This window comes from Sulfitobacter sabulilitoris, from assembly GCF_005887615.1.
GTDB lineage: Bacteria > Pseudomonadota > Alphaproteobacteria > Rhodobacterales > Rhodobacteraceae > Sulfitobacter_E > Sulfitobacter_E sabulilitoris.
This window is the reverse complement of record NZ_VANS01000003.1, coordinates 97,450-119,822: the sequence shown is the minus strand read 5'-3', so window position 1 is coordinate 119,822 and position 22,373 is coordinate 97,450. Positions and strand designations below refer to the sequence as shown.

General features: G+C 65.0%; 26 protein-coding genes. 19 read left to right on the top strand and 7 right to left on the bottom strand.

From position 1 onward, the window contains the following. Together kdsA and FDT80_RS12855 are read left to right on the top strand one after the other, a co-directional pair. Positions 1 to 834, top strand: coding sequence for a 3-deoxy-8-phosphooctulonate synthase (gene kdsA / locus FDT80_RS12860; protein WP_138662718.1), 834 nt, complete (start codon positions 1 to 3; stop codon positions 832 to 834). Between the two features lie 80 nt (positions 835 to 914). Further along, on the top strand, positions 915 to 2,354 hold the full coding sequence (locus FDT80_RS12855; RefSeq protein WP_425472014.1) for a phosphomannomutase/phosphoglucomutase: 1,440 nt from the start codon (positions 915 to 917) through the stop codon (positions 2,352 to 2,354). A gap of 126 nt (positions 2,355 to 2,480) precedes the next feature. On the opposite strand, the gene FDT80_RS12850 is transcribed toward FDT80_RS12855, so the two are convergent. After that, entirely contained in the window at positions 2,481 to 4,430 is a 1,950-nt protein-coding gene (locus FDT80_RS12850) for an AsmA family protein (protein WP_138662716.1), read from the bottom strand. Between the two features lie 100 nt (positions 4,431 to 4,530). On the opposite strand from FDT80_RS12850, the gene rimO reads away from it, so the two are divergent. The 5 genes from rimO to trhA all read left to right on the top strand — a co-directional run bounded on the left by rimO (position 4,531) and on the right by trhA (position 7,872). After that, the gene (gene rimO / locus FDT80_RS12845; RefSeq protein ID WP_138662715.1) at positions 4,531 to 5,928 is read left to right on the top strand and encodes a 30S ribosomal protein S12 methylthiotransferase RimO; all 1,398 of its coding nucleotides are present in this window, start codon (positions 4,531 to 4,533) and stop codon (positions 5,926 to 5,928) included. Positions 5,929 to 6,012: 84 nt separating this feature from the next. Continuing rightward, the gene (locus FDT80_RS12840) at positions 6,013 to 6,255 is read left to right on the top strand and encodes a CDGSH iron-sulfur domain-containing protein (RefSeq protein ID WP_138662714.1); all 243 of its coding nucleotides are present in this window, start codon (positions 6,013 to 6,015) and stop codon (positions 6,253 to 6,255) included. A gap of 112 nt (positions 6,256 to 6,367) precedes the next feature. Continuing rightward, positions 6,368 to 6,712, top strand: coding sequence for a hypothetical protein (locus FDT80_RS12835; RefSeq protein WP_138662713.1), 345 nt, complete (start codon positions 6,368 to 6,370; stop codon positions 6,710 to 6,712). Between the two features lie 57 nt (positions 6,713 to 6,769). After that, positions 6,770 to 7,150: a thiol-disulfide oxidoreductase DCC family protein gene (locus FDT80_RS12830; RefSeq protein ID WP_138662712.1), complete on the top strand. Its 381-nt coding sequence runs from the start codon at positions 6,770 to 6,772 to the stop codon at positions 7,148 to 7,150. An 80-nt stretch (positions 7,151 to 7,230) separates the two neighbouring features. After that, positions 7,231 to 7,872, top strand: coding sequence for a PAQR family membrane homeostasis protein TrhA (gene trhA / locus FDT80_RS12825; protein WP_138662711.1), 642 nt, complete (start codon positions 7,231 to 7,233; stop codon positions 7,870 to 7,872). A 3-nt stretch (positions 7,873 to 7,875) separates the two neighbouring features. On the opposite strand, the gene FDT80_RS12820 is transcribed toward trhA, so the two are convergent. Together FDT80_RS12820 and FDT80_RS12815 are read right to left on the bottom strand one after the other, a co-directional pair. Further along, positions 7,876 to 8,253: a YigZ family protein gene (locus FDT80_RS12820; protein ID WP_138662710.1), complete on the bottom strand. Its 378-nt coding sequence runs from the start codon at positions 8,251 to 8,253 to the stop codon at positions 7,876 to 7,878. Next, a complete protein-coding gene (locus FDT80_RS12815) occupies positions 8,250 to 8,975 on the bottom strand; it encodes a M48 family metallopeptidase (RefSeq protein WP_138662709.1) in 726 nt (241 codons plus the stop codon). The genes FDT80_RS12820 and FDT80_RS12815 overlap by 4 nt, the downstream gene beginning before the upstream one ends. A gap of 126 nt (positions 8,976 to 9,101) precedes the next feature. On the opposite strand from FDT80_RS12815, the gene FDT80_RS12810 reads away from it, so the two are divergent. Together FDT80_RS12810 and FDT80_RS12805 are read left to right on the top strand one after the other, a co-directional pair. Then, complete coding sequence (locus FDT80_RS12810; protein WP_138662708.1) at positions 9,102 to 9,335, top strand: hypothetical protein; 234 nt, start codon at positions 9,102 to 9,104, stop codon at positions 9,333 to 9,335. Between the two features lie 63 nt (positions 9,336 to 9,398). Then, positions 9,399 to 10,265 (top strand): branched-chain amino acid aminotransferase, encoded by an 867-nt coding sequence (locus FDT80_RS12805; RefSeq protein WP_138662707.1) that lies wholly within the window; start codon positions 9,399 to 9,401, stop codon positions 10,263 to 10,265. On the opposite strand, the gene FDT80_RS12800 is transcribed toward FDT80_RS12805, so the two are convergent. After that, the gene (locus tag FDT80_RS12800) at positions 10,262 to 10,660 is read right to left on the bottom strand and encodes a BLUF domain-containing protein (protein ID WP_138662706.1); all 399 of its coding nucleotides are present in this window, start codon (positions 10,658 to 10,660) and stop codon (positions 10,262 to 10,264) included. The genes FDT80_RS12805 and FDT80_RS12800 overlap by 4 nt on opposite strands. A gap of 144 nt (positions 10,661 to 10,804) precedes the next feature. On the opposite strand from FDT80_RS12800, the gene FDT80_RS12795 reads away from it, so the two are divergent. Beyond that, positions 10,805 to 11,260, top strand: a complete 456-nt coding sequence (locus FDT80_RS12795; protein WP_138662705.1) for a universal stress protein — start codon at positions 10,805 to 10,807, stop codon at positions 11,258 to 11,260. 30 nt (positions 11,261 to 11,290) lie between these two features. Here the strand turns inward: FDT80_RS12795 and FDT80_RS12790 are convergent, their stop codons facing one another. Beyond that, positions 11,291 to 11,674, bottom strand: a complete 384-nt coding sequence (locus tag FDT80_RS12790) for a hypothetical protein (RefSeq protein ID WP_138662704.1) — start codon at positions 11,672 to 11,674, stop codon at positions 11,291 to 11,293. Positions 11,675 to 11,898: 224 nt separating this feature from the next. On the opposite strand from FDT80_RS12790, the gene FDT80_RS12785 reads away from it, so the two are divergent. The 9 genes from FDT80_RS12785 to FDT80_RS12745 all read left to right on the top strand — a co-directional run bounded on the left by FDT80_RS12785 (position 11,899) and on the right by FDT80_RS12745 (position 20,114). Continuing rightward, complete coding sequence (locus FDT80_RS12785; protein WP_138662703.1) at positions 11,899 to 12,462, top strand: NifU family protein; 564 nt, start codon at positions 11,899 to 11,901, stop codon at positions 12,460 to 12,462. Next, positions 12,452 to 13,069: a tRNA (adenosine(37)-N6)-threonylcarbamoyltransferase complex dimerization subunit type 1 TsaB gene (gene tsaB, locus FDT80_RS12780; protein ID WP_138662702.1), complete on the top strand. Its 618-nt coding sequence runs from the start codon at positions 12,452 to 12,454 to the stop codon at positions 13,067 to 13,069. The genes FDT80_RS12785 and tsaB overlap by 11 nt, the downstream gene beginning before the upstream one ends. After that, a complete protein-coding gene (locus tag FDT80_RS12775; protein WP_246039944.1) occupies positions 13,066 to 13,485 on the top strand; it encodes a GNAT family N-acetyltransferase in 420 nt (139 codons plus the stop codon). Before tsaB ends, FDT80_RS12775 begins: the two co-directional genes overlap by 4 nt. Positions 13,486 to 13,639: 154 nt before the next feature. After that, a complete protein-coding gene (locus tag FDT80_RS12770; RefSeq protein ID WP_138662701.1) occupies positions 13,640 to 14,635 on the top strand; it encodes a BMP family lipoprotein in 996 nt (331 codons plus the stop codon). 2 nt (positions 14,636 to 14,637) lie between these two features. Beyond that, on the top strand, positions 14,638 to 16,191 hold the full coding sequence (locus tag FDT80_RS12765) for an ABC transporter ATP-binding protein (protein WP_138662700.1): 1,554 nt from the start codon (positions 14,638 to 14,640) through the stop codon (positions 16,189 to 16,191). Between the two features lie 3 nt (positions 16,192 to 16,194). Next, positions 16,195 to 17,325 (top strand): ABC transporter permease, encoded by a 1,131-nt coding sequence (locus FDT80_RS12760; protein WP_138662699.1) that lies wholly within the window; start codon positions 16,195 to 16,197, stop codon positions 17,323 to 17,325. A gap of 16 nt (positions 17,326 to 17,341) precedes the next feature. Next, positions 17,342 to 18,316 (top strand): ABC transporter permease, encoded by a 975-nt coding sequence (locus tag FDT80_RS12755; protein ID WP_138662698.1) that lies wholly within the window; start codon positions 17,342 to 17,344, stop codon positions 18,314 to 18,316. Positions 18,317 to 18,429: 113 nt separating this feature from the next. Then, entirely contained in the window at positions 18,430 to 19,344 is a 915-nt protein-coding gene (locus tag FDT80_RS12750) for a sulfite exporter TauE/SafE family protein (RefSeq protein ID WP_138662697.1), read from the top strand. Next, the gene (locus FDT80_RS12745; RefSeq protein ID WP_138662696.1) at positions 19,344 to 20,114 is read left to right on the top strand and encodes a TIGR02186 family protein; all 771 of its coding nucleotides are present in this window, start codon (positions 19,344 to 19,346) and stop codon (positions 20,112 to 20,114) included. Before FDT80_RS12750 ends, FDT80_RS12745 begins: the two co-directional genes overlap by 1 nt. A gap of 4 nt (positions 20,115 to 20,118) precedes the next feature. Here FDT80_RS12745 and FDT80_RS12740 read toward each other — a convergent pair whose 3' ends face one another. Further along, a complete protein-coding gene (locus FDT80_RS12740) occupies positions 20,119 to 20,820 on the bottom strand; it encodes an SDR family oxidoreductase (RefSeq protein WP_138662695.1) in 702 nt (233 codons plus the stop codon). After that, on the bottom strand, positions 20,817 to 22,358 hold the full coding sequence (locus tag FDT80_RS12735) for an ATP-dependent DNA helicase (protein ID WP_138662694.1): 1,542 nt from the start codon (positions 22,356 to 22,358) through the stop codon (positions 20,817 to 20,819). The genes FDT80_RS12740 and FDT80_RS12735 overlap by 4 nt, the downstream gene beginning before the upstream one ends. Positions 22,359 to 22,373 lie beyond the last annotated feature (15 nt).

Below are 22,373 nucleotides of genomic sequence, written 5' to 3'. Positions count from 1 at the left end.
ATGACACACGTAACCGTCGGCGATCTGGTCATTGGCAACGACCGCCCCTTGACCGTGATCGCAGGGCCCTGCCAATTGGAAAGCCTCGATCACGCACAGATGATCGCGGGTCAGATGAAGGAAGCCTGCGACGCGGCGGGCGCGCAGTTCGTGTTCAAGGCATCCTACGACAAGGCGAACCGCACATCGCTCAAGGGTGTTAGGGGCCTTGGGCTCGACGAGGGGCTCAAGATCCTGCAATCGGTGGGCCACTCCATCGGTGTGCCGGTGCTGACGGACGTCCACAACGAGGCGCAATGCGCGGTGGCGGCAGAAGCCGCCGACATCCTGCAGATCCCTGCGTTTTTGTGCCGCCAGACCGACATGCTGCTGGCGGCCGGCGAAACAGGGGCCGCGATCAACGTCAAGAAGGGGCAGTTCCTGGCCCCCTGGGACATGCCCAACGTGGTGGCCAAGATCGAATCCACCGGCAACAGGCGCATCCTGCTGACAGAGCGCGGCACGTCATTTGGCTATAACACATTGGTCGCGGACATGCGCAGCCTGCCGCAGATGGCCGCGACCGGCTATCCGGTGGTGATGGACGCCACCCATTCCGTGCAGCAACCGGGCGGACAGGGCGGATCATCGGGCGGGCAGCGTGAATTCGCACCCGTGATGGCCCGCGCCGCCGTGGCGGTCGGTGTGGCCGCGGTGTTCATCGAAACCCACGAAGACCCGGATCGCGCGCCCTCGGACGGGCCCAACATGATCTACCTCGATCAGATGCCCGGCCTGATCAGGACGCTGATGCAATTCGACGCCCTGGCCAAGGCGCACCCCCTGACGTTCTGATGTGATACAAAGGCGATTTACCCGTGACCAAACCGAAGACGACCGTTGCCCAGAACACTTGGGAATTCCTGCGCGACCCGATGATCGCTCCGACAGGGTTTCGCGAATATGACGCCCGCTGGAAATATCCCGACGAAATCAACCTGCCTGGCGTGACGGCGCTTGGCCTGGGGCTTGGCACGCAGATGCACCGCCGCGGGATCGCACCGGTGATCGCGGTGGGCAACGATTATCGCGACTATTCGCTGTCGATCAAGAACGCGCTTATGCTGGGGCTGATGCAGGCCGGGATCACGGTCAAGGACATCGGCCCGGCACTGTCGCCGATGGCCTATTTCGCACAGTTTCATCTTGATGCGCCCGCGGTGGCGATGGTCACGGCCAGCCACAACCCCAACGGCTGGACCGGTGTCAAGATGGGCTTCGAGCGCCCCCTGACCCACGGCCCCGACGAAATGGACGAGCTGCGCGAGATCGTTTTGTCCGGTGCGGGCGAGACGCGCGCGGGCGGCGGGTACGAGTTCATCCACGGCGTGCGCGAGGCCTACCTCGATGACCTCGTCGGCGACTTCAAGATGACCCGCAAGCTCAAGGTCGTGTGCGCGACTGGCAACGGCACCGCGTCGGCCTTCGCGCCCGAACTCTTCGAACGGCTCGGCGTCGAGGTGGTCGATAGCCACAACCGGCTCGACTACACCTTTCCCAACTACAACCCGAACCCAGAAGCGATGGAGATGTTGCACGACATGTCGGCCTCGGTCAAAGCCTCGGGCGCGGATTTCGCACTGGGCTTCGACGGCGACGGCGATCGCTGCGGCGTGGTCGACGACGAGGGAGAGGAGATTTTTGCCGACAAGATGGGCGTCATCATGGCGCGCGACCTTGCCAGGCTCTACCCCGGCTCGACCTTCGTTGCGGATGTCAAATCGACCGGGCTGTTCGCCTCCGATCCGGAGTTGCAGGCGCATGGTGCCAAGGCGGACTACTGGAAGACCGGTCACAGCCACATGAAACGACGCGTCAAGGAGATCGGCGCGCTGGCGGGGTTCGAGAAATCGGGGCACTACTTTCTCGCCGAACCGATCGGGCGCGGATATGATTGCGGGATGCGCGTCGCGGTCGAAATCTGCAAGCTGATGGACCGCAACCCGACGAAATCCATGTCCGATCTGCGCCGCGCCTTGCCCAGAACCTGGTCGACGCCCACCATGTCGCCATTCTGCCCCGACACCGAGAAATACGACACGCTGGCTCGGATCGTGGACAAGCTGGTGGCCAGGCACGCCGCGGGAGAGACACTGGGGGGCCGCCCGATCAAGGAGGTGGTCACCGTGAACGGCGCCCGTGTCATCCTCGACAACGGCGCCTGGGGCCTGGTGCGCGCGTCGTCCAACACACCCAACCTCGTCGTGGTCTGCGAAAGCCCCGCCTCCGAGGATGAACTGCGCGCCATTTTCGAGGATCTGGACGCCGTCATCCGCACCGAGGCCAATGTCGGCGACTACGACCAGACGTTCTGATCCGCCACGTTCCATTCCAAATGGACAAAAATACCGTCGCCGAAGGCAAGAAAGTTTTTCGGAGCACCCGAAAAGATTTATTGCCTCCGGCGGAGGTGTTTGCAGCCAAAGGACATCAAAGCCGGTTCATTCCAGGAGTTTGAACAGCTTTTTCCTGAGCTTGTCCTCGACCTTGTCCCTGACCGCGTCCTCGACCGTCTGACCGTCCTGCTGCGACACGCCCAGCTCTTGCTGGAGCGTTTCGCGCAGCTTGTCCTTGGCGCGCGCCTCGACCGCCTGTTTCTCGGCGGCGAAGTTCAGGTCGATCACCGCCTGCAGGTCCGGCTTGATGCGCGGTGCGGACCAGGGCCCGACGATCCGCACCGGGATCGCAACGCCGCGCCCCGCGTTGGCGCGCAGCGCCGTGGGCGTGACGAGGTAGTCGAGGGTCTGCGCACCGATGTCGATCACGCCGGTGCCGGTCGCGCGGTAATTGGGCAGCAACAGCAACAGGTCATCGTTTTGCAGCACGCCGCCCGCGATGTCGAAACTTGCCCCCAGACTGTCGAACACCGTCGTTCCGCCGCCCGCATCGCCCGCGCGCATCAGCCGGTCCAGATCGATGCCGGTGATCGTGCCGCGGCCGACCTTGATCGCCCCCTTGCCCGACAGCGATTTCAGGATCGCATCCACCGAAGCGCCGCTGCCCAGGAAACTGAGATCTGCATCGCCCCTGCCGTTGAACCGTTCAAGACCGGCGGCATCGGTCAAGAGCGGCTGCATTTCAATCCCGCGGGCGTTGAGCGTGCCACCGACCGACAGGCCGGAGCGGTTGTTCATCACGAATTCGCCAGTCACCTGACCCGCATAGGCCGCGACCTCGCGCAATTCGATGACCATGCGCGACCGGTCGTTGCGCACCAGCGCCCGCGTCGCGCCAACCCGCAATCCGCCCAGGTCGATGCTGTCTGCCCGCAGCGCGATTTCGCCGTTGAACGCAGCAAGGCCGCCGGCGTCGATGCGGTCGGTGGGCCAGCCGCTGCCAGCCGGGGCCACGTTGCCGTTGCCGCCGCCCGCGCCGCCCGTGTTGCCGCCCGTGGCCCCCGTCAGATCCAGCGCCCCGGCGTTCAGTTGCGCATTGACCTGCGGGACGCCGCGCAGCGTGATGTCGGCGGCCCCCGTCACCCGGTTCCCACCCAGATCCGCCACCAGATCGCGCAGGGCCAGTCGCCGGTCGGGGGTCAGCGTCAGATCCGTGCGCATGTCGATGCTCCGGCCCAGGCCCTGCGGCAGGTCCGCGCCGCTTAGGCCGATGTTGCGCAGGAAGACGCCGGTGTCGGTGGTGGCCAAGCGCAAGGCGCCCGCGACCGCGCCCGAAGTGCTGGCGCGCCCGTCAAAGCCGAGGGTGTCGCCGCCGGTGGCGAGTTCGGCCACCACGGGCTGGACCGCGCCGGTGATGAAGCTGGCGAAACGGTCAATCGTCGCCGTTACGGTGACGGCCTCGCCCGCCGGGCGCAGCGTCGCGGTGATCTCTGCCGTGCCCAGCCGTTCGGGCCAGTCCAGTGTCAGGTCCACACCTTCATAGGCCACAAGATCGCTGCCTTCGGCGTCATAGATCAGCCGCGCATCCGTGACCTTGAGCCGTTCTATCCCGATCGGGCGCGCGGGCCGCGCGGGGGTGGTTGCGGTTTCGATCTGCGCCGCACCGCTGGCGTCGGTGAACTGCCAGCTTGCCCGGCCATCCCGGCGCAGTTCGAGCCGGATCGTGGGGCTCGTGGCCTCGATGTTGGTGATGCGGATATCGCCGCGCAGCAGGCTCATGGCATCGACGCCGATCGCGGCATTGGCCGCCGTCAGCATCGGGCCCTTGTCGGTCCAGCTGGCATTGCCGACCTCGAGCCCGCCGGCGCTGACGCCCAGCACCGGCCAGAATGTCATCGACACGTCGCCGGTGATCGTCACGTCGCGCCCGGTGAAGCTTCGCAGCTGATCGGCGGCAATGCGCGCGATGCGGTCGGCGGGCAGGAACATCAGCGACACGACCGCCACGAGGACGACAAACAGGATCAGCCCGATCCCCCGCAAAATCCACTTCATGTCGGTCCCCTTTTCCCGGTACTGGCCTCCTTGACGCTAGGGGCTCGGACAGGTGTGCTCAAGCCTTTCCGACGTCGCAGACATCGCGTATAGGCAGGCCATGAGCACAAACCCACCAACCCTCCGTCCCGACCTTGCGCCAAAAGCGCAGTTTGACGATGCCGCCGCCACGCCGGGGCGCGCCGATCCGTCCCGCGCGGGCCAGCCGACCATCGGCATGGTCAGCCTTGGCTGCCCCAAGGCGCTGGTCGATTCAGAGCGTATTCTGACGCGGCTGCGGGCCGAAGGATACGGCGTGTCGCCCGATTACGCCGGCGCCGATGCGGTTATCGTCAACACCTGCGGATTCCTCGACAGCGCCAAGGCCGAAAGCCTTGAGGCCATCGGCGAGGCGCTGGCGGAGAATGGCCGTGTCATCGTCACCGGCTGTCTTGGAGCGGAGCCGGAGTATATCCGCGCGCATCACCCCCGCATCCTGGCGGTGACGGGGCCGCATCAGTACGAACAGGTGCTGGATGCGGTCCATGCCGCCGTACCGCCAAGCCCCGATCCGTTCGTCGATCTGCTCCCTGCCTCGGGCGTCAGCCTGACACCGCGCCATTTCAGCTATCTCAAGATTTCCGAGGGCTGCAATCACAAGTGCAAGTTCTGCATCATTCCCGACATGCGGGGACGGCTGCAATCGCGCCCGGCGCATGCCGTGCTGCGCGAAGCGGAAAAGCTGGTCGAGAACGGCGTCAAGGAACTGCTGGTCATCTCGCAGGACACCTCGGCCTATGGCGTCGATATCAAACATGCGACAGATCGCGGCCACCGGGCGCATATTACCGATCTGGCGCGCGACCTCGGGTCGTTGGGCGCCTGGGTGCGGTTGCATTACGTCTATCCCTATCCGCATGTGCGCAACCTGATCCCGCTGATGGCCGACGGGCTGGTGCTGCCGTACCTCGACATCCCGTTCCAGCACGCGCATCCCGATGTCCTGAAACGCATGGCCCGGCCCGCCGCCGCGGCCCGCACGCTGGATGAGATCGCGGCGTGGCGGCGCGATTGCCCCGATATCACCCTGCGATCGACCTTTATCGTCGGTTATCCCGGAGAGACGGAGGAGGAGTTCCAGACCCTGCTTGATTGGCTGGACGAGGCGCAATTGGACAGGGTGGGATGTTTTCAGTACGAGAACGTCGCCGGTGCGCGGTCCAACGCCCTGCCGGATCATGTTGCCCCCGAGGTCAAGCAGGAGCGCTGGGACCGCTTCATGGAAAAGGCCCAGGGCATTTCCGAGGCCAAGCTGGCCGCCAAGGTCGGTCGGCGCATGGATGTGATCGTGGACGAGATCGACGAGGATGCCGCCACCTGCCGCACCAAGGCCGACGCGCCCGAAATCGACGGGAACCTGTTTATCGACGAGGGGTTCGAAGCGCTGAGCGTCGGCGATATCGTCACGGTCGACGTGGACGAAGCGGGCGAATACGATCTTTGGGGGCGGCTGGCCTGAGGGCTGCCCGCCGGGTACTGCAACGCTGTCCTTTCGCGCGCGGGCACGGTAGGCTTGGGCGCTGGCAACTTGCAGGAGACCCCGATGCCCGACACCCCGATTATCGCCCAGAGGTCGCCCTTTCCGGTCGAGGTGACCGCCGGAAAGACCTATTTCTGGTGCGCCTGCGGTAAATCCGCCAATCAGCCGTTCTGCGACGGATCGCACAAGGACACCGGGCTTGCGCCGGTGAAATACACCGCCGAAGCGGACAAACGCGTGTTCTTGTGTGGTTGCAAGGCTACCGGAAATGCGCCGCTGTGCGACGGATCTCATTCCAGGCTCTGACCCGGCGATGACAATCCGGTCCGCACAGGGCTGAGCGCCATTCGGAACGCCTGTTGATAATGTTCTCATTTTGTTCTATCTTGTGGATAAGTCGTCACAAGGAGGGCAGAGCATGTCCCTGCAACCAGAATTCCCCGGATTATTCAGCCATCGGCAGGGTGCCGAGGCCGTTGAGCCCGCCCTGCCGCCCACGCACAAGCAGATGCTTTACGCGCGGCAATTGGCGCTCAGGACCGGGGATGCGATGCCCGGGGCCACGGACCGCGCGGCTCTGTCGAAATGGATAGAGGCGCACAGACCGAAAGTGCCGGAGGGGCGATTTACCAGCTATCCATCGTCGCGGCAGGTCGCCTTTGCCGAGCGGATCGCGCGGATAAAACGCCGCGATATTCCGCGCGAGTGCTTTCAGGACAAGACGCTGATGGCACGCTGGATCGACGGAAACAAACCGCGTTGAGCGGCTGCGACGAAACGGCGCTTCGATGCAGGGTCCGGGCGGCCTATTTCTCTACTTATGAATCATCAACAACCGACCACCGTTCTTTACAATGCAAGCTGCCCGGTCTGCAGCCGCGAAATCGAGCATTATCAGCGCTATACCGAAGCGCGTGACCTGCCGGTCGTCTACGAGGATCTGACCACGGCAGAGCTTGAGGCTTGGGGGCTGACCCCGGCGCAGGCCGCACGGCGCCTGCATGTGCGCAAGGACGGACAGATTTTCGATGGCATCCCCGCGTTCATCGCCTTGTGGAAAGACATGCCGCGCTATCGCTGGCTGGCCCGTGTCGTCAGCCTTCCGATCCTGCATGGTACTGCGGTTCTGGCCTATGATCACGTTCTCGCGCCGCTGCTGTTCGCATGGCACAAGTCACGGTTGAAACGCGGCAAGGCCTAGGCGATGAACCGCCTGCGCCACACAGGATTGACCCCACGAAACGCTTTGGCAAACGCCTGAACGCTTCTAAGTTCGTGAATATGGCTTATCCCTATTCACGCGAAGAGACGATTGCGGACGGTACGGTGCATGCGCTCGCCCTTGGTGCGTCGATCATCGCCGTCGTGGCGCTGCTGATGCAGACGGCGCCAGCGGCACAGGCGGGTACGACAACGGCCGTCATCCTATATGCCGCGATGATGCTGCTGTCGTTTGGCGCGTCGGCCGCCTATCATCTGCTGCCCTGGGATCGCACCCGTCCTCTTTTGCACCGGATCGATCACGCCGCGATCTACCTCAAGATCGCGGGCACCTACACGCCGCTGGTCGTTTTGATCGGGTCGGCCTTTGGGTATGTGGTGCTGGCACTGGTGTGGCTGGTGGCCCTGGCCGGCGCGGTTGCCAAGCTGTCGATCTGGGCGACCGACGCACGTGGGTCGCTGGCGCTTTACCTGGCGCTGGGGTGGGCCAGCGTGCTGTTGATCTGGCCGATGTGGCAGGCCTTGCCCGGCACGGCGATCGCGCTGATCTGTGCGGGCGGTGCGCTTTATACCGTTGGAACGGTGGTCTTTGCGGCCAAGGCGATGCGCTATCAGAACGCCATCTGGCATGCCTTCGTGCTGGGGGCGTCGGCGTGTTTCTACGGCGCCATTGCCGTCGGGGTCACGTCGTTGTCCGCCTGACGGCTACGGCGCGAGCGCATCGAGATAGTCGCGCACGCAGGTCTGGACATGGCGAAACCGGTCGCCGCCCAGATGTTTGCCGCCGTACCAGCGCGTGACGACGATCAGATGATCGGTCAGCCCTTCCCGCTCCAGCATCCGCAGGATCACCATGCCCGCGCCGGTTTCGCCGTCGTCGCCCTTGACCGGGCCGCCGTCGGTCAGGACGGCCCCCCAGGTGTTGTGCGTGGCCTTGGCATAGGCGCGGTCACGCAACAGCGATTTCAGCGCCGCGTCGATATCCGCACGGCCCGTCACCGGCGTGCCGGACACCGCGTATTTCGACCCGCGATCCTTGAGCACCTGCCCCAGTCGGATGACCTGCGGGGCCTTCGGGCTCACAGGCCCGCAGCAGTCCGCCGCACGGTGTCGAGGCGGTCGGCATTTGGCGGGTGCGTGCCGAGGAACTTGTCGCCCGGATCGGGAATGCGGGTAAAGAACTGCGCGCCCCTGACCGGGTTGTAGCCTGCACGCGCGCTGATGATCGTGCCCAGCGCGTCGGCCTCAAGCTCGAAATTCTTGGAATAGCTGCGTGCGCCCACCTGCGCGCCGACACGCTGCGCCGTCTGCACCGCGTCGGTGTTGCCGCCCGACAGGGTTGCCAGCCCGGCAAAGATCACCGCACCGGCCACGGCATTCTGTTGTTGGCGGGCGATATGGCCCTGGATATGGTGCGCGGCCTCATGGCTCATCACAAAGGCCAGTTCGTCGGCGTTGCGCGCATCCGCGATCAGCGGCAGGGTGAAGGCGATCACCGGGCGGCCGCTGCGGTCCAGCGTCTGGTAGGCGTTGGCGGGCTGGCCGGGGCGGTCATCGACCACGATGTTGAAATCGCAGTTGACGCTTGTCGTGCGGGCCCGGCATTCGCGTTCGGCCACCGGCTCCACCGTGCTGACCACCTGCACGAAGGCGCGGGCGGCCTGATTGGCGGACAGGGTCGGCCCGCTTGCGGTCGGCGTGCTGGCCGGAGCGGAGGGGATCGGCCCGCTGTAGGTGGATGTGGTGACATCGCAGGCCGCCAGCGCGAGGGCGGCGGCGGTTGCGGCCAAAAGTCTTGAAATCATGGGCGACGTCCTTTGCGGAACCAACGTTTTGGCGCTTGTTGTACCACGCCGCCGCGGCGCTGCCAGCCCCGATCACGCAGCTTTGTTGCAGCTTGCAAAGCTCCGCCTATGGCGTAGTCTGACCTCATGTTTACCATCGAGCATGAATTCGACGCCACCGTGATCACCCTCGTGGACGAGGGTCACAGCCCCTTGCAGGAGGACGTGAGCGTACACGCCACCGAAAGCGCGGTGCTGATCAACCAATACGATCCGCGCACCGACAGCGTGCTCACCATCCGCCTGTCGCCCGAGCAATTGTCGGACTTGCAGGCCGCGCTGAACCTGCCCGAAGGCATTTACCGCACCGTGCGGCGCTAACTTAGGTCTGGACGACTGACCTAACCGCGCCTAGGCTGCGCCGATCAACCAGGAGGGGCGAACATGGCGACCGGCACCAAGATCAAAACCTATTTCGAAGGCCGCTGGCATGATGGCGACGTGCCCGTGATGAAGGCCGCCGACCACGGCTCTTGGCTGGGCACGACGGTTTTCGACGGGGCGCGGTTGTTCGGTGGGCTGGCGCCGGATCTTGCGGCGCATTGCGCACGGGTCAACCGGTCCGCCGCCGCGCTGATGATCACGCCCACGGTCGAGACCGACCAGATGATCGAGATCGCCCGCGAGGGGCTGCGCAGCTACGGATCCGACGACGCGGTCTATATCCGGCCGATGTACTGGGCGCTCGAGGGCGACGAGCTGGGCATCGTTCCGCGCGAGAACGCCACCGGGTTCGCCATCTGCCTGGAGGCGATCCCGATGGCCCCGCCGGAGGCCGCGACGACGCTGACCACCACGCGGTTCCGCCGTCCCGTGCTGGACGACAACGTGGTGAACGCCAAGGCAGGCTGCCTGTATCCCAACAACGCCCGGATGCTGGCCGAAGCGCGCTCCAAGGGGTTTGGCAACGCGCTGGTGGCCGACGCGCTTGGCAATGTCGCCGAAACGGCAACCGCGAATGTCTTTATGGTCAAGGACGGTGAGGTGTTTACCCCCATTCCCAACGGCACGTTCCTGGCGGGCATCACCCGCGCGCGCCACATGGCAAACATGCGTGCAGATGGCATCAAGGTGCATGAAACCGTGCTGGGGTTTGCCGATTTCCATGACGCCGACGAGGTGTTCCTGTCGGGCAACATGATGAAAGTCACACCGGTCAAGGCACTGGATGACACGCAGTACCAGATCGGCCCGGTCACCCGGCGGGTGCGCGAGATGTATTGGGACTGGGCCGCAAGCGAACGGGTCTAATCCGGCTGACTGGCGATCCGCGTAAAGATGGCCTGCGCCTCAAGCGCGCTTGCGCCCTGGACGGCCCCGTCCTGCAACTCCTGGCGGGTCCACATCCATGAGGTGAAGGGGTCGTGCCGCATGGCCCATCGCCCGAATATCCGCTCGCCACTCGGCGCATCGTGCAGGGTCTTCACCTCGACGTGCCGGTCGTCCTGCTTGATCCGGTCGAAGGTCGCGTGCACGGCGTCACCGGGCCCTTCGAGCAGTTGCAGGTAGATATCCGACCGGCAGATCAACGCCCCGGTGATGTCGTTGCGGGCATTGTGCGCCCGCGCCGTGATCAGTATGCCCGCCAGAACACCCGCGTCGAAGCCGAAGGGGCGCGAGGCATAGATCAGTCTGTGCAGGCTCATGCGGCGGCGTCCTATCCGGTGGCAGGTCGTGCGAGGATGCGCGCTTGGCGCGGGGCTGTCCAGCGCTGTCGGGGGGCCGCCAGATTGCGATTGCGCGGCACCGGATCTGTCGCCATGATCCCGCCCTGAGGGAGACCCAAGACCATGCGTAAGTTTCTTGTCGTTCTGGATGACAGCCGCGAATGCCTGAACGCCATGCGGTTTGCCGCGATGCGCGCGGCCAAGACCGGCGCGGGCGTGGAAATCCTGTCGATCATCCCGCCGGAGGAGTTCAACCACTGGATCGGCGTCGGCGAGGTGATGCGCGAAGAGGCGCGCGAGCGCATCCACGCCCATTTCGAGGTCTTCGCCAAGTGGATGCGCGACAAGCAGGGCGTGGACCCCAATCTGGTCATCCGCGAAGGACAGCCGGTGACGGAAATCCTGGCACAGATCCGCGACAACCCCGAAATCGGCGTGCTGGTGCTGGGCGCGGGCACCGACAAGAAGGGCCCCGGCCCCATCATCTCGCATCTGACGCGCAACGCGGGCGGTCTGCCCATTCCGATCACGATCGTGCCCGGTGATCTCAGCAAGGAAAAGCTCGAAGCGATCACCTGACCCGGCGCGCCGGGTCAGGTGCGGCATTGCCTATGCGGCGTGTGCCGGCCCCGCAGGCGCGGCGGCGGGGTGATCCGCCACAAGCGCGGGGCGTTGTCCGGCCCCGTAAATCATCGCCCCCTTGGCCGGGCGCAGGGCCAGCGGCACCCCGACAACAGCAAGCGCGACGATTCCGACGGTCACAAGCGTCATGGCTGCGGTCATCGACGCCAATTCCTCGAGCGGGTGGACCGCCGCCAGCCCGATCAGGCCTAGCCCAACAGGCACGAGGTAGATCGCGATCAGGCAGACCGCCATCGTCGCGCCCGGCAAACGGGTCCAGCGCGATGGCACGGGGCGGCGGTGCGCCCCATACCCAAAGGCATACACAAGCAGTCCAGCCGCCAGACAACTGACACCCGACAGAAAATCCATTTCAGTCTCCAAGAAAGGGTGCAGCGCAATCGCAGCGTCCTCTCCGGGGCGGGCGACTCATGCACCAATGCGCGACGATATACGCCCAACCCGGCCACCTGCGAAGAGGAATAGTGATCCGCCGCGCAGTATTTTCATGGCGGGCATTCGGCTTTAGAATGGTTCCAAACCTTGACAGTTTGCGCTCGCATCCGCATATCTGCGGTAACCTCAGGAGGCCTCTCATGTTCATCCAGACCGAATCCACGCCCAACCCCGCCACGCTCAAGTTTCTGCCGGGTCAGACCGTGCTTGAAATGGGCACCGCCGATTTTCCCAGCGCGGATACGGCGGACAAGTCGCCGCTTGCGACGCGCCTTTACACGGTTGACGGCGTGACCGGCGTTTTCTTTGGCACCGACTTCGTGACCGTGACCAAGGATGACGCGATCGAGTGGGACCATATCAAGCCCGCCCTTCTGGGGGCCATCATGGAGCATTTCCAATCCGGCCAACCGGTGATGGCAGGCGATCATACGCCCGTGTCCGGCCATGCCGAGCATGATGGCGAAGACGGCGTGATCGTGGGCCAGATCAAGGAGTTGCTGGACAGCCGCGTGCGCCCCGCCGTGGCGCAGGATGGCGGCGACATCACCTTCCACGGTTTTGACCGCGGTGTGGTTTACCTGCACATGCAGGGGGCCTGCGCGGGCTGCCCGTCCTCGACCCTGACGTTGAAGATGGGGATCGAGAACCTGCTGCGCCACTACATCCCAGAGGTGACAGAGGTGCGCCCGGTTGCCCAGTAAGCCACCGCTTATTCTGGCGTTTGACACATCGGCCGCGCATTGCGCGGCCGCTTTGCTGTCGGGTGACCGATTGCTTGCCAGCGTGGTCGAGCCGATGGCCAAAGGCCAGGCCGAGCGCCTATTGGGTCTGTGCAACGACATCATGGCCGACCACGGACACGGGGCCGGCGACCTTGCGGCGGTGGGCGTGGGCATCGGGCCGGGCAATTTCACCGGCATCCGCATCGCGGTGTCGGCGGCGCGCGGGCTGGCTTTGGGGCTGGGTATTCCGGCGGTGGGCGTCAGCGCCTTTGACGCGCTGCGCTTTGGCACAGAGGGCGCCTGCGCCTGCGCGGTGGATGCTCGACGCGATCAGGTGTTCGTCCAGGTCTTTGGCGCCACCGGCCTTGCAGATGCGCCCGGCCTGCATTCGCTGTCCCAACTTCCCGCCCATGACGGCCCGCTGATCGGCGCGCATGGCCGGCCGCCCGCGCTGCCCGTGGCCGAGGCGATCGCACGTCTGACCGCGTCCCGGTTTTCCACGACCACGACCCGGCCTGCGCCGCTCTATCTTCGGCCCGCCGACGCGGCGCCGGCGCGCGATGCCCCGCCAGTGATCCTGTCGTGACACCGGCGGCGATGGCGCGGATTCATGCGCGCGCCTTTCCGCATGACCGAAGCTGGAGCGAGGACGAGTTCAAGGCGCTGATCGCAGGGCCGCACGTCAGCACATATGCCACGCCGCAGGGCTTTGCGCTGATCCGCGCCGTGGCGGGCGAGGCAGAGCTTTTGACCCTTGCGGTCGACCCCGACCACCATCGGCAGGGCCACGCGCGCAAACTCATGCGCATCTGGATGTCCGCCGCGGATGCCGATGAAGCCTTTCTGGAGGTCGCCGCCGACAATGCGCCCGCGATTTCGCTTTATGCGGCGCATGGATTCGCGCCGGCCGGCCGCAGGACCGGCTATTATACGCGCAAAGACACCGCTCCGGTCGATGCGCTGCTGATGCGCGCGACGCTCACGCGGGGTCACGAAGCGTAAACCAAGCCGGGCACGGCAGAAAGCGGTTGACCCTACCCTGTGGCTGCGCGCTAAATTGCGCCGGATCACATCCGATCTGCTCGACCCCGGGCGGCGATGCGCGGCCCGCAGGCCTGCGTCTTTGCCCCAACATATGAAAACTGGGAGACACCACATGACCCTTATGCAAAAATTCCTCGGCGCGACCGCCACGCTGGCGCTGAGCGCCGGGGCGGCCCTTGCCGAACCCGCACTGATCTTTGACCTTGGCGGCAAGTTCGACAAATCCTTCAACGAGGCGGCATTCAACGGCGCGCAGCGTTGGGCCGAGGAGACAGGCGAGTCGTTCCGCGAGATCGAGCTTCAGTCCGAAGCCCAGCGTGAGCAGGCGCTGCGCCGCTTTGCCGAGGCCGGATCGAACCCGATCATCATGACCGGCTTTGCCTTTGGCGACGCACTGGGTCAGGTCGCGGGCGATTACCCCGACACCGATTTCGTGATCATCGACATGGTGGTCGATGCGCCCAACGTCCGGTCCGTCGTCTTCAACGAACACGAGGGGTCGTATCTGGTGGGCATGATGGCCGCGATGGCCTCCGAGAACGACACGGTCGGCTTCATCGGCGGTATGGACATCCCGCTGATCCGCAAATTCGCATGCGGCTATGCCCAGGGCGTGAAGGCTGTGAACCCCGACGCGAACGTGGTTGCCAACATGACCGGCACGACACCTGCCGCGTGGAACGACCCCGTCAAGGGATCCGAGCTGACCAAGGCGCAGATCAGCCAGGGCGCCGACGTGGTCTATGCCGCGGCGGGCGGCACCGGCGTGGGCGTGCTGCAGACGGCCGCCGACGAGAACATCCTGTCGATCGGCGTGGACAGCAACCAGAACTACCTGCACCCCGGCAAGGTCCTGACCTCCATGCTCAAGCGCGTCGACAACGCCGTCTACCAGGCGATGAAGGACGGCCCCGGCATGGAAAAGGGCTTTAACGTCATGGGTCTGGCGAACGGCGGCGTCGGCTATGCGATGGACGAGAACAACGCCGAGCTGGTCAACGCCGAGATGCAGGCGATGGTGGACGAGGCCGCGGCCAAGATCGCCAGCGGCGAGATCACCGTGCATGATTACATGTCCGACGACAGCTGCCCTGTTCTGAGCTTCTGAACATGACCGCGAGCGACACTTTGGGGCGGCAGGAAACTGCCGCCCCGGCTATTGAACTGAAGGGGATTTCCAAGGCCTTCGGTCCGGTTCAGGCCAACAAGGACATCTCGATCCGTGTGCAGCCCGGCACGATCCACGGGATCATCGGGGAAAACGGCGCGGGCAAATCGACGCTGATGTCGATCCTCTACGGCTTTTACAAGGCCGACGCGGGCGAAATTTTCATCGCCGGGCGAAAAACTGACATCCCCGACAGCCAGGCCGCGATCGCCGCCGGCATCGGGATGGTGTTCCAGCATTTCAAGCTGGTCGAGAATTTCACGGTGCTGGAGAACATCATTCTGGGCGCCGAAGACGGGGGCCTTTTGAAGCCCTCGCTGTCCAAGGCGCGCAAGACGCTGGTCGAGCTCGAGCAGGAATACGGGCTGAACGTCGATCCCGACGCGGTCATCCAGGACCTCGGCGTCGGCATGCAGCAACGGGTCGAGATCCTCAAGGCGCTGTATCGGCAGGCCGATATCCTGATCCTGGACGAACCGACAGGCGTGCTGACCCCGGCCGAGGCCGACCAGCTGTTCCGCATCCTTGGCCGCCTGCGCGAAGAGGGCAAGACGATCATCCTGATCACCCACAAGCTGCGCGAGATCATGGAGACGACCGATACCGTCAGCGTCATGCGCCGCGGCGAAATGACGGCGACCGTCAAGACCGCCGAGACCTCGCCCGCCGAACTGGCGGAGCTGATGGTGGGGCGCAAGGTGTTGTTGCGGGTCGATAAAAAGCCAGCGACCCCCGGCGAGGTGGTGCTGGACATCAAGGGCCTTCGGGTGATCGACGAACAGGGCGTCGAGCGCGTCAAGGGCATCGACCTGCAGGTGCGCGCGGGCGAGATCGTGGGCATCGCGGGCGTGGCGGGCAACGGGCAGTCGGAATTGCTCGAGGTGTTGGGCGGCTATGCGGTGGGCACGGGCGACATCGTGGTCAGCGGTCAGCCGCTCGATCTGTCAGGCAAACATTCCGACGGGCAGTCGCGGCGCCGCAGCGGCATCGCGCACGTCCCCGAGGACCGCCAGCGCGAGGGTCTGATCATGGACTATCACGCATGGGAAAACACCGCCTTCGGCTATCACCGCGATCCGGCCTATTCCAAGGGTCTGCTGATGGACAACGCCGCCATCCGGCGCGACACGGTGGGCAAGATGGAACGCTTTGACGTGCGCCCGCCCGACCCCAACCTTGCCGCCAAGAATTTCAGCGGCGGCAACCAGCAAAAGATCGTTCTGGCCCGCGAGATCGAGCGCAACCCGGACCTGTTGCTGGTAGGGCAGCCGACGCGCGGCGTGGATATCGGTGCGATCGAATTCATCCACCAGCAAATCGTCGCCCTGCGCGACCAGGGCAAGGCGATCCTGCTGGTCAGCGTCGAGCTCGAAGAGATCCTGGCCCTGTCGGACCGGGTGGCGGTGATGTTCGACGGGCATATCATGGGCACACGCCTGTCCGCCGAGACGGACGAGAAAGAACTGGGCCTGCTGATGGCCGGGGTGGGAGCGTAACAGATGGATGTGATGCCGAAATGGGCCGAGGTCATCCTCGTGCCGCTGATTTCGCTGCTGCTGGCCGCGATCCTGTCCGCGCTGGTGATCCTTGCCATCGGCGAAGACCCGGTGGCGGCGGTCAAGCTGATGGTGTCGGGTGCGCTGGGCAGCACCTATGGCTGGGGCTATACGCTGTATTACGCGACGAACTTCATGTTCACCGGCCTGGCCGTGGCGATCGCCTTTCACGCCCGGCTGTTCAACATCGGCGGCGAAGGCCAGGCGACGCTGGGCGGCTTGGGCGTGGCGCTGGCATGCCTGTACATTCCCTGGCCGCATTGGTCGCTGGCATTGGTCGGCGCGACGGTGATGGCCGGGCTATTCGGCGCGGCCTGGGCCGCGGTGCCGGCCTTTTTGCAGGCCAAGCGCGGCAGCCATATCGTGATCACGACGATCATGTTCAACTTCATCGCCGCCGCCGTGCTGAACTATGTGCTGGTCAACCTGATGCGCCCGGCGGGCAGCATGGACCCCGCCACGGCCCGTTTTCCCGAGGCGGCGCATCTGCCCACGCTGCACGACATGCTGACGCCACTGGGCATTTCGTTTTCCAAGGCGGCGCCCGCCAACGTGTCGCTGCTGGTCGCTGTCGGAGCCTGCATCCTGCTGTGGGTGCTGATCTGGCGCACCAAGCTGGGCTATGAGATCCGCGCCTATGGCCATTCCGAAAGTGCGGCGAAATACGCCGGCATCTCGCCCGTCAAGATCACGATGGTGGCGATGCTGATATCCGGTGCGCTGGCGGGGATGATGGCGATCAACAACGTCATGGGCGAGGCAGAGCGGCTGGTGCTCAACGCGGTCGAGGGCGCCGGCTTTATCGGAATCGCCGTTGCGCTGATGGGGCGCAGTCACCCCTTGGGCGTGTTCCTGGCCGCGATTCTGTTCGGGTTTCTCTATCAGGGCGGGGCCGAACTGGCACTCTGGACATCTATCCCGCGCGAATTGATCGTGGTCATCCAAGCGCTGGTCATCCTGTTCACCGGAGCGCTCGACAACATGGTGCGGATGCCGCTTGAGCGGATGTTCCTGGCCGCGCGGATGCGCCGCGCGCCCAAGCCCGACCGCAAACCCACCACGCCCGCGCAATGACGATAGGACGGATCTGATGGATTTTCTGGCACTGATCGACCTGTCGGTTCTCGACAGCACCGTGCGACTGGCCACGCCGCTTTTGCTGGCCTGCCTCGCGGGCCTCTTCTCGGAGCGGGCGGGGATCTTCGACATCGGGCTTGAAGGCAAGATGCTGGCCGCCGCGTTCTTTTCCGCCGCCGTCGCCGCCATCACCGGGTCGGTCTGGCTGGGGCTGCTGGCAGGCATCGCCGCGTCGCTGGCGCTCAGCGGTCTGCACGGGCTGGCGTCGATCACCTTTCGCGGCAATCAGCTTATCTCGGGCGTGGCGATCAACTTTCTGGCCGCGGGCCTGACGGTGCTGATCGCGCAGGACTGGTTCAGCCAGGGCGGGCGCACGCCGTCACTGTTCGGCGGGGGCCGGTTCGAGGGCATCACCCTGCCCTTCGCCGAGACGTTGCGCGCGGTGCCGTTTTTCGGCCCGCTCTACTACGAGCTGATCTCGGGGCATTCGATCCTTGTCTATGTCGCCTTTGCGATGGTTCCGGGCACCTGGTGGATCCTGTTTCGCACCCGCTTTGGCCTGCGCCTGCGGGCGGTGGGCGAAAACCCCGCGGCGGTCGATACCGCGGGCGTGTCGGTGGTGGGCCTGCGCTTTGCCGCCGTGGGCATCTGCGGCATTCTATGTGGCATCGCGGGTGCGTATCTGGCCACCGGCCTTCAGGCCGGGTTCGTCAAGGACATGACCGCCGGCCGGGGGTTCATCGCATTGGCCGCGCTGATCTTCGCCAAGTGGCGGCCCTGGCATGCGCTGTGGGCGACCCTTTTGTTCGGCTACCTTCAGGCCATCGCCCTGCGCCCCGACATCATCGAAGGCGCGCTTGGCTTTCAGGTGCAGGTGCAACTGCTCGATGCGCTGCCCTATATCCTGACCGTGGTGATCCTTGCAGGGTTCGTCGGCAAGGCCATTCCGCCCCGCGCGGGCGGCGCGCCCTACGTCAAGGAACGCTAGGCGGGGCCGCGGCGGGCCGCAAAAAGGCCGTATCCGAGTATAAGTTTCGGGTTCGACGCTGCGCAGCAGCGAGATATGTTGATTTCCGCGCGGGCCACGGTCTAACTGGTGCCATGCAAATCTACCTGCCCATCGCCGAAGTGTCGGTCAATGCGTTCCTCCTTCTGGGGTTGGGCGGGATCGTGGGCGTTCTGTCGGGCATGTTCGGCGTCGGTGGCGGGTTCCTGATGACGCCGCTGCTGTTTTTCATCGGCATCCCGCCCGCCGTGGCCGTGGCCACCGAAGCGAACCAGATCGTCGCCTCGTCCTTTTCCGGCGTTCTGGCGCATTTCAAGCGCAAAACCGTCGATCTGAGGATGGGTGTCGTGCTGCTGATCGGTGGCCTGGTCGGGGCCGCGTTGGGCGTTGTGGTGTTCAACTACCTGCGTGCGCAGGGTCAGGTCGATCTGCTGGTGCGGCTGTGCTACGTGGTCTTTCTGGGCGTGATCGGCGGGCTGATGTTCATCGAATCGCTGAATGCCATCCGCAAGACCAGGGGCGGCAAGCCCGCGCCGCGCAAAAAGCACAACTGGATCCACGGCTTGCCGTTCAAGATGCGGTTCCGGGTGTCGGGGCTCTACATCTCGGTCATTCCGCCCCTGCTGGTGGGGGTCAGCGTCGGCATTCTGGCGGCGATCATGGGCGTGGGCGGCGGGTTTATCATGGTGCCGGCCATGATCTATCTTTTGGGGATGCCCACGAAGGTCGTGGTCGGCACCTCGTTGTTCCAGATCATCTTTGTCACCGCCTTTACCACGCTGTTGCATGCCACGACCAACTACACGGTCGATATCGTGCTGGCGGTTCTGTTGCTGGTGGGCGGTGTGATAGGCGCCCAGATCGGCACACGCATCGGCGTCAAGATGAAGGCCGAGCAGTTGCGCATCCTGCTGGCGATGCTGGTGCTTGCGGTCTGCGGCAAGCTGGCGCTCGACCTTTTGCTGATGCCGACCGAGCTGTATGCGATCGGCACGGCGGGGGGGCATTGATGCGGCGTTGGGCGATCCACCTGGCGGCCGGTCTGGCGCTGCTGTGGGCCCACCCCGCGCAGACCGAAGAGGTCGTTCTGGGCCTGAGCGCCGACAAGGTGTCGATCACGACCAGTTTCGAGGGCTCGGAGATCCTGATCTTTGGCGCGGTCAAGCGCGAGACGCCCATCCCGGAGGGCCCTCCGCTCGAGGTGATCGTGACGGTGGCCGGCCCCAGCGCGCCGCTGATCGTGCGGCGCAAGGAAAAGCGGTTCGGCATCTGGGTCAACGTCGATGCTGTCGAAGTGGACCGCGCGCCCAGCTTTTACGCCGTCGTGACAAGCGGGCCCCTGAGAACGGTGCTCAGGGATATCGAAGACCTTCGCCACAAGATCTCCGTGCCACGCGCGATCCGGTCGGTGGGGGCGCCACAATCGATCAGCGATGCGACGCTGTTCACGGATGCGCTGATCCGCATCCGGTCACGTTCCGACCTGTATCAGTTGCGCGAAAGTGCCGTGAGCGTGGACGAGCAGACGCTGTTCCGCACTTCGGTTCAACTGCCCGCGGCGCTGACTGAAGGGGATTATGCCACACGTATCTTCCTGACCCGCGGCGGGCAGATCGTGTCACAGTACCAGACCACGATCGACGTGCAGAAAGTCGGGTTGGAGCGATGGCTCTTCGAATTGTCGCGCGGCCAACCGCTGATCTACGGGCTCATGTCGCTGGCCATCGCCATCGCCGCGGGCTGGCTGGCGTCGGCGGCGTTCCGGATGCTGCGGACCTGACGGTTCAGCCGCGCCCGATATAGGGCATCTTGGTCGCCATTACGGTCAGGAACTGTACGTTCGCCTCTGGTGGCATGGCCGCCATGTGCAGCACCGACCGCGCGGCATGGGTGACATCCATCGTATCCATCCCCGGATTGGCCGCCTTCAGCCCCGCGACAAGTTCGCTTTCGGCGTTGCCGATGTCGATCTGGCCACAGGCGATGTCAAAGGCGCGACCGTCCAACGACAGCGATTTCGTCAGCCCGGTGATCGCATGTTTGGTCGTGGTATAGCAGACCGATCCAGGGCGCGGGGCATGGGCGGACAGCGATCCGTTGTTGATGATGCGCCCGCCCTGCGGGGTTTGCCGCCGCATCTGGCCAAAGGCCAGCCGTGCCGCGATGAACATGCCTGTCAGGTTGACCGACAGAACTTCGACCCAATCCTCCAGCGCGACCTCGTCGATGGGTGCCGACGGGCCAAAGGCACCTGCATTGTTGAACAGCACATCGAGCGGGCCGAAAGCATCGAAGGCCGCCTGCATCGCACCTGCGTCGGTCACGTCGGCAGGCAGTGCGACGGCATTGGCGTGGGCCTGCGCGATGTCTTCAAGTCGGTCGGCGCGGCGTGCGATCAGGCCGACGCGCCAGCCCTCGGTCAGAAACAGCTCGGCCGTTGCGCGTCCGATGCCGGAACTGGCGCCGGTGACGATAATGCTTTTCATGTCTGTTCCTCCGGTTCGGGTTCCGACAGGCTAAGTGGGGCGGCAGGCACACGGCGCAGATCATCGACGCGCAGGCCCTCCGTCGGTTTCGACAGCCGGTTGCGCACCACCCAGATCAGGCGGTTCTGCGCGCGGGTGATCGCCACATAGGCCAGGCGTTTCCAAAGGGGTTGGCCCGCCTCGCTGCGGCCCATGCGCGCCGCGGCATAGAGATCAGGCGCAAAGACCTGAACCGTGTCCCATTGGCTGCCCTGTGCCTTGTGGATGGTCACCGCAGCACCGTGCAGAAACGTGGCCCCCATGCGCGCGGCAAAGGGGATAAAGGGTTCTTCCTCGTCCGGCTTTTCGATCTTGACGATCGACGCGGCGCTGACCTGCGGATCCTCCGCGCCCATGACGTGTAGGCGCGAAAAGCCTGGCTTGCGCCCCTCGCCCAGATAGATCACCTGCGCGCCCTTGATCAGGCCCCGCGCCTCGAGGTCCAGCCGCTTCTTGCGGTGCTTGAGCGGCAGTTCCAGCCCGTCGCAAATCAGCGGCTCGCCCTCGAGCAGCGCATCCTGGGGGGCGCCGTGGACCGCGCGGAAGGCGTTGATCAGACGGATGCGCGTGGCGTTGCGCCACACCAGAACCGGACTGCGCGCCATCAGATCGACCTCGACCCGCTGGCCCCAGACAACGCGGTCATCACGCTTTGCGGCGTCCTCGACCATCCTCTCGAACGCGTCGAACCCCAGGTCGGGGTCGGCCAGCGCATGGGCCAGATCAAGGATCGGGTTGTCGGCGTCCTGCCGGTGAATCCGGTTGAGCGTGAGGATCCGCGGGTCGGGCAGCTTTTCGAAAACCATCGTTCCCGACTGGTTCACCGGGGCCAACTGCGCCGGATCGCCAAACAGCAAGAGGGTCGGAAAAATCTCCTTGAGGTCTTCGAACTGCTTGTCGTCCAGCATCGAGGATTCATCGACGAAGCCGATATCAAGCGGTTCCTCGCGGCGTTTCCAGCCGGTGATGAAATCCGATCCGCGCAGACCGGCCGCCGCCAATGCGCCGGGGATGGATTTGTTGTTGGCGTAAAACGCCTCGGCCCGGTCCAGCGCCAGATCGCTCATGCCCGCGATATCGGGGCGGTCGCCGTTGCCCGCCAGCCATTCGGCGATGCGTTCGTATTCGGGATCATAGACGGGCGTATAGAGGATGCGGTGGATGGTCGTCGCGGGCACACCGCGCAGCCGCAGCACCGAGGCCGCCTTGTTGGTGGGCGCAAGGATCGCCAGCGAACGTTTGTCGCGGCGTTTGCGCGATTCGTAATCGCCCGACACGATCTCGACCCCGGCAGCTTCGAGCGCCTTGTACAGTTCGGCCAAGAGCAGCGTCTTGCCCGATCCGGCCTTGCCCGTGACGGCCATGACCGAGGCCGCAGTGCCGCGCGGCGGGGTCAGAAGCTGGTCGTCCAGATCAATGCCCGCGCTGCGCAACAGGTCGGCCACCGCATCGTAGGCGGCGGCCTGATCGTCGGAGAATGTGAGGGCGGGCAGTGTCATGGCGCGACCCTACCT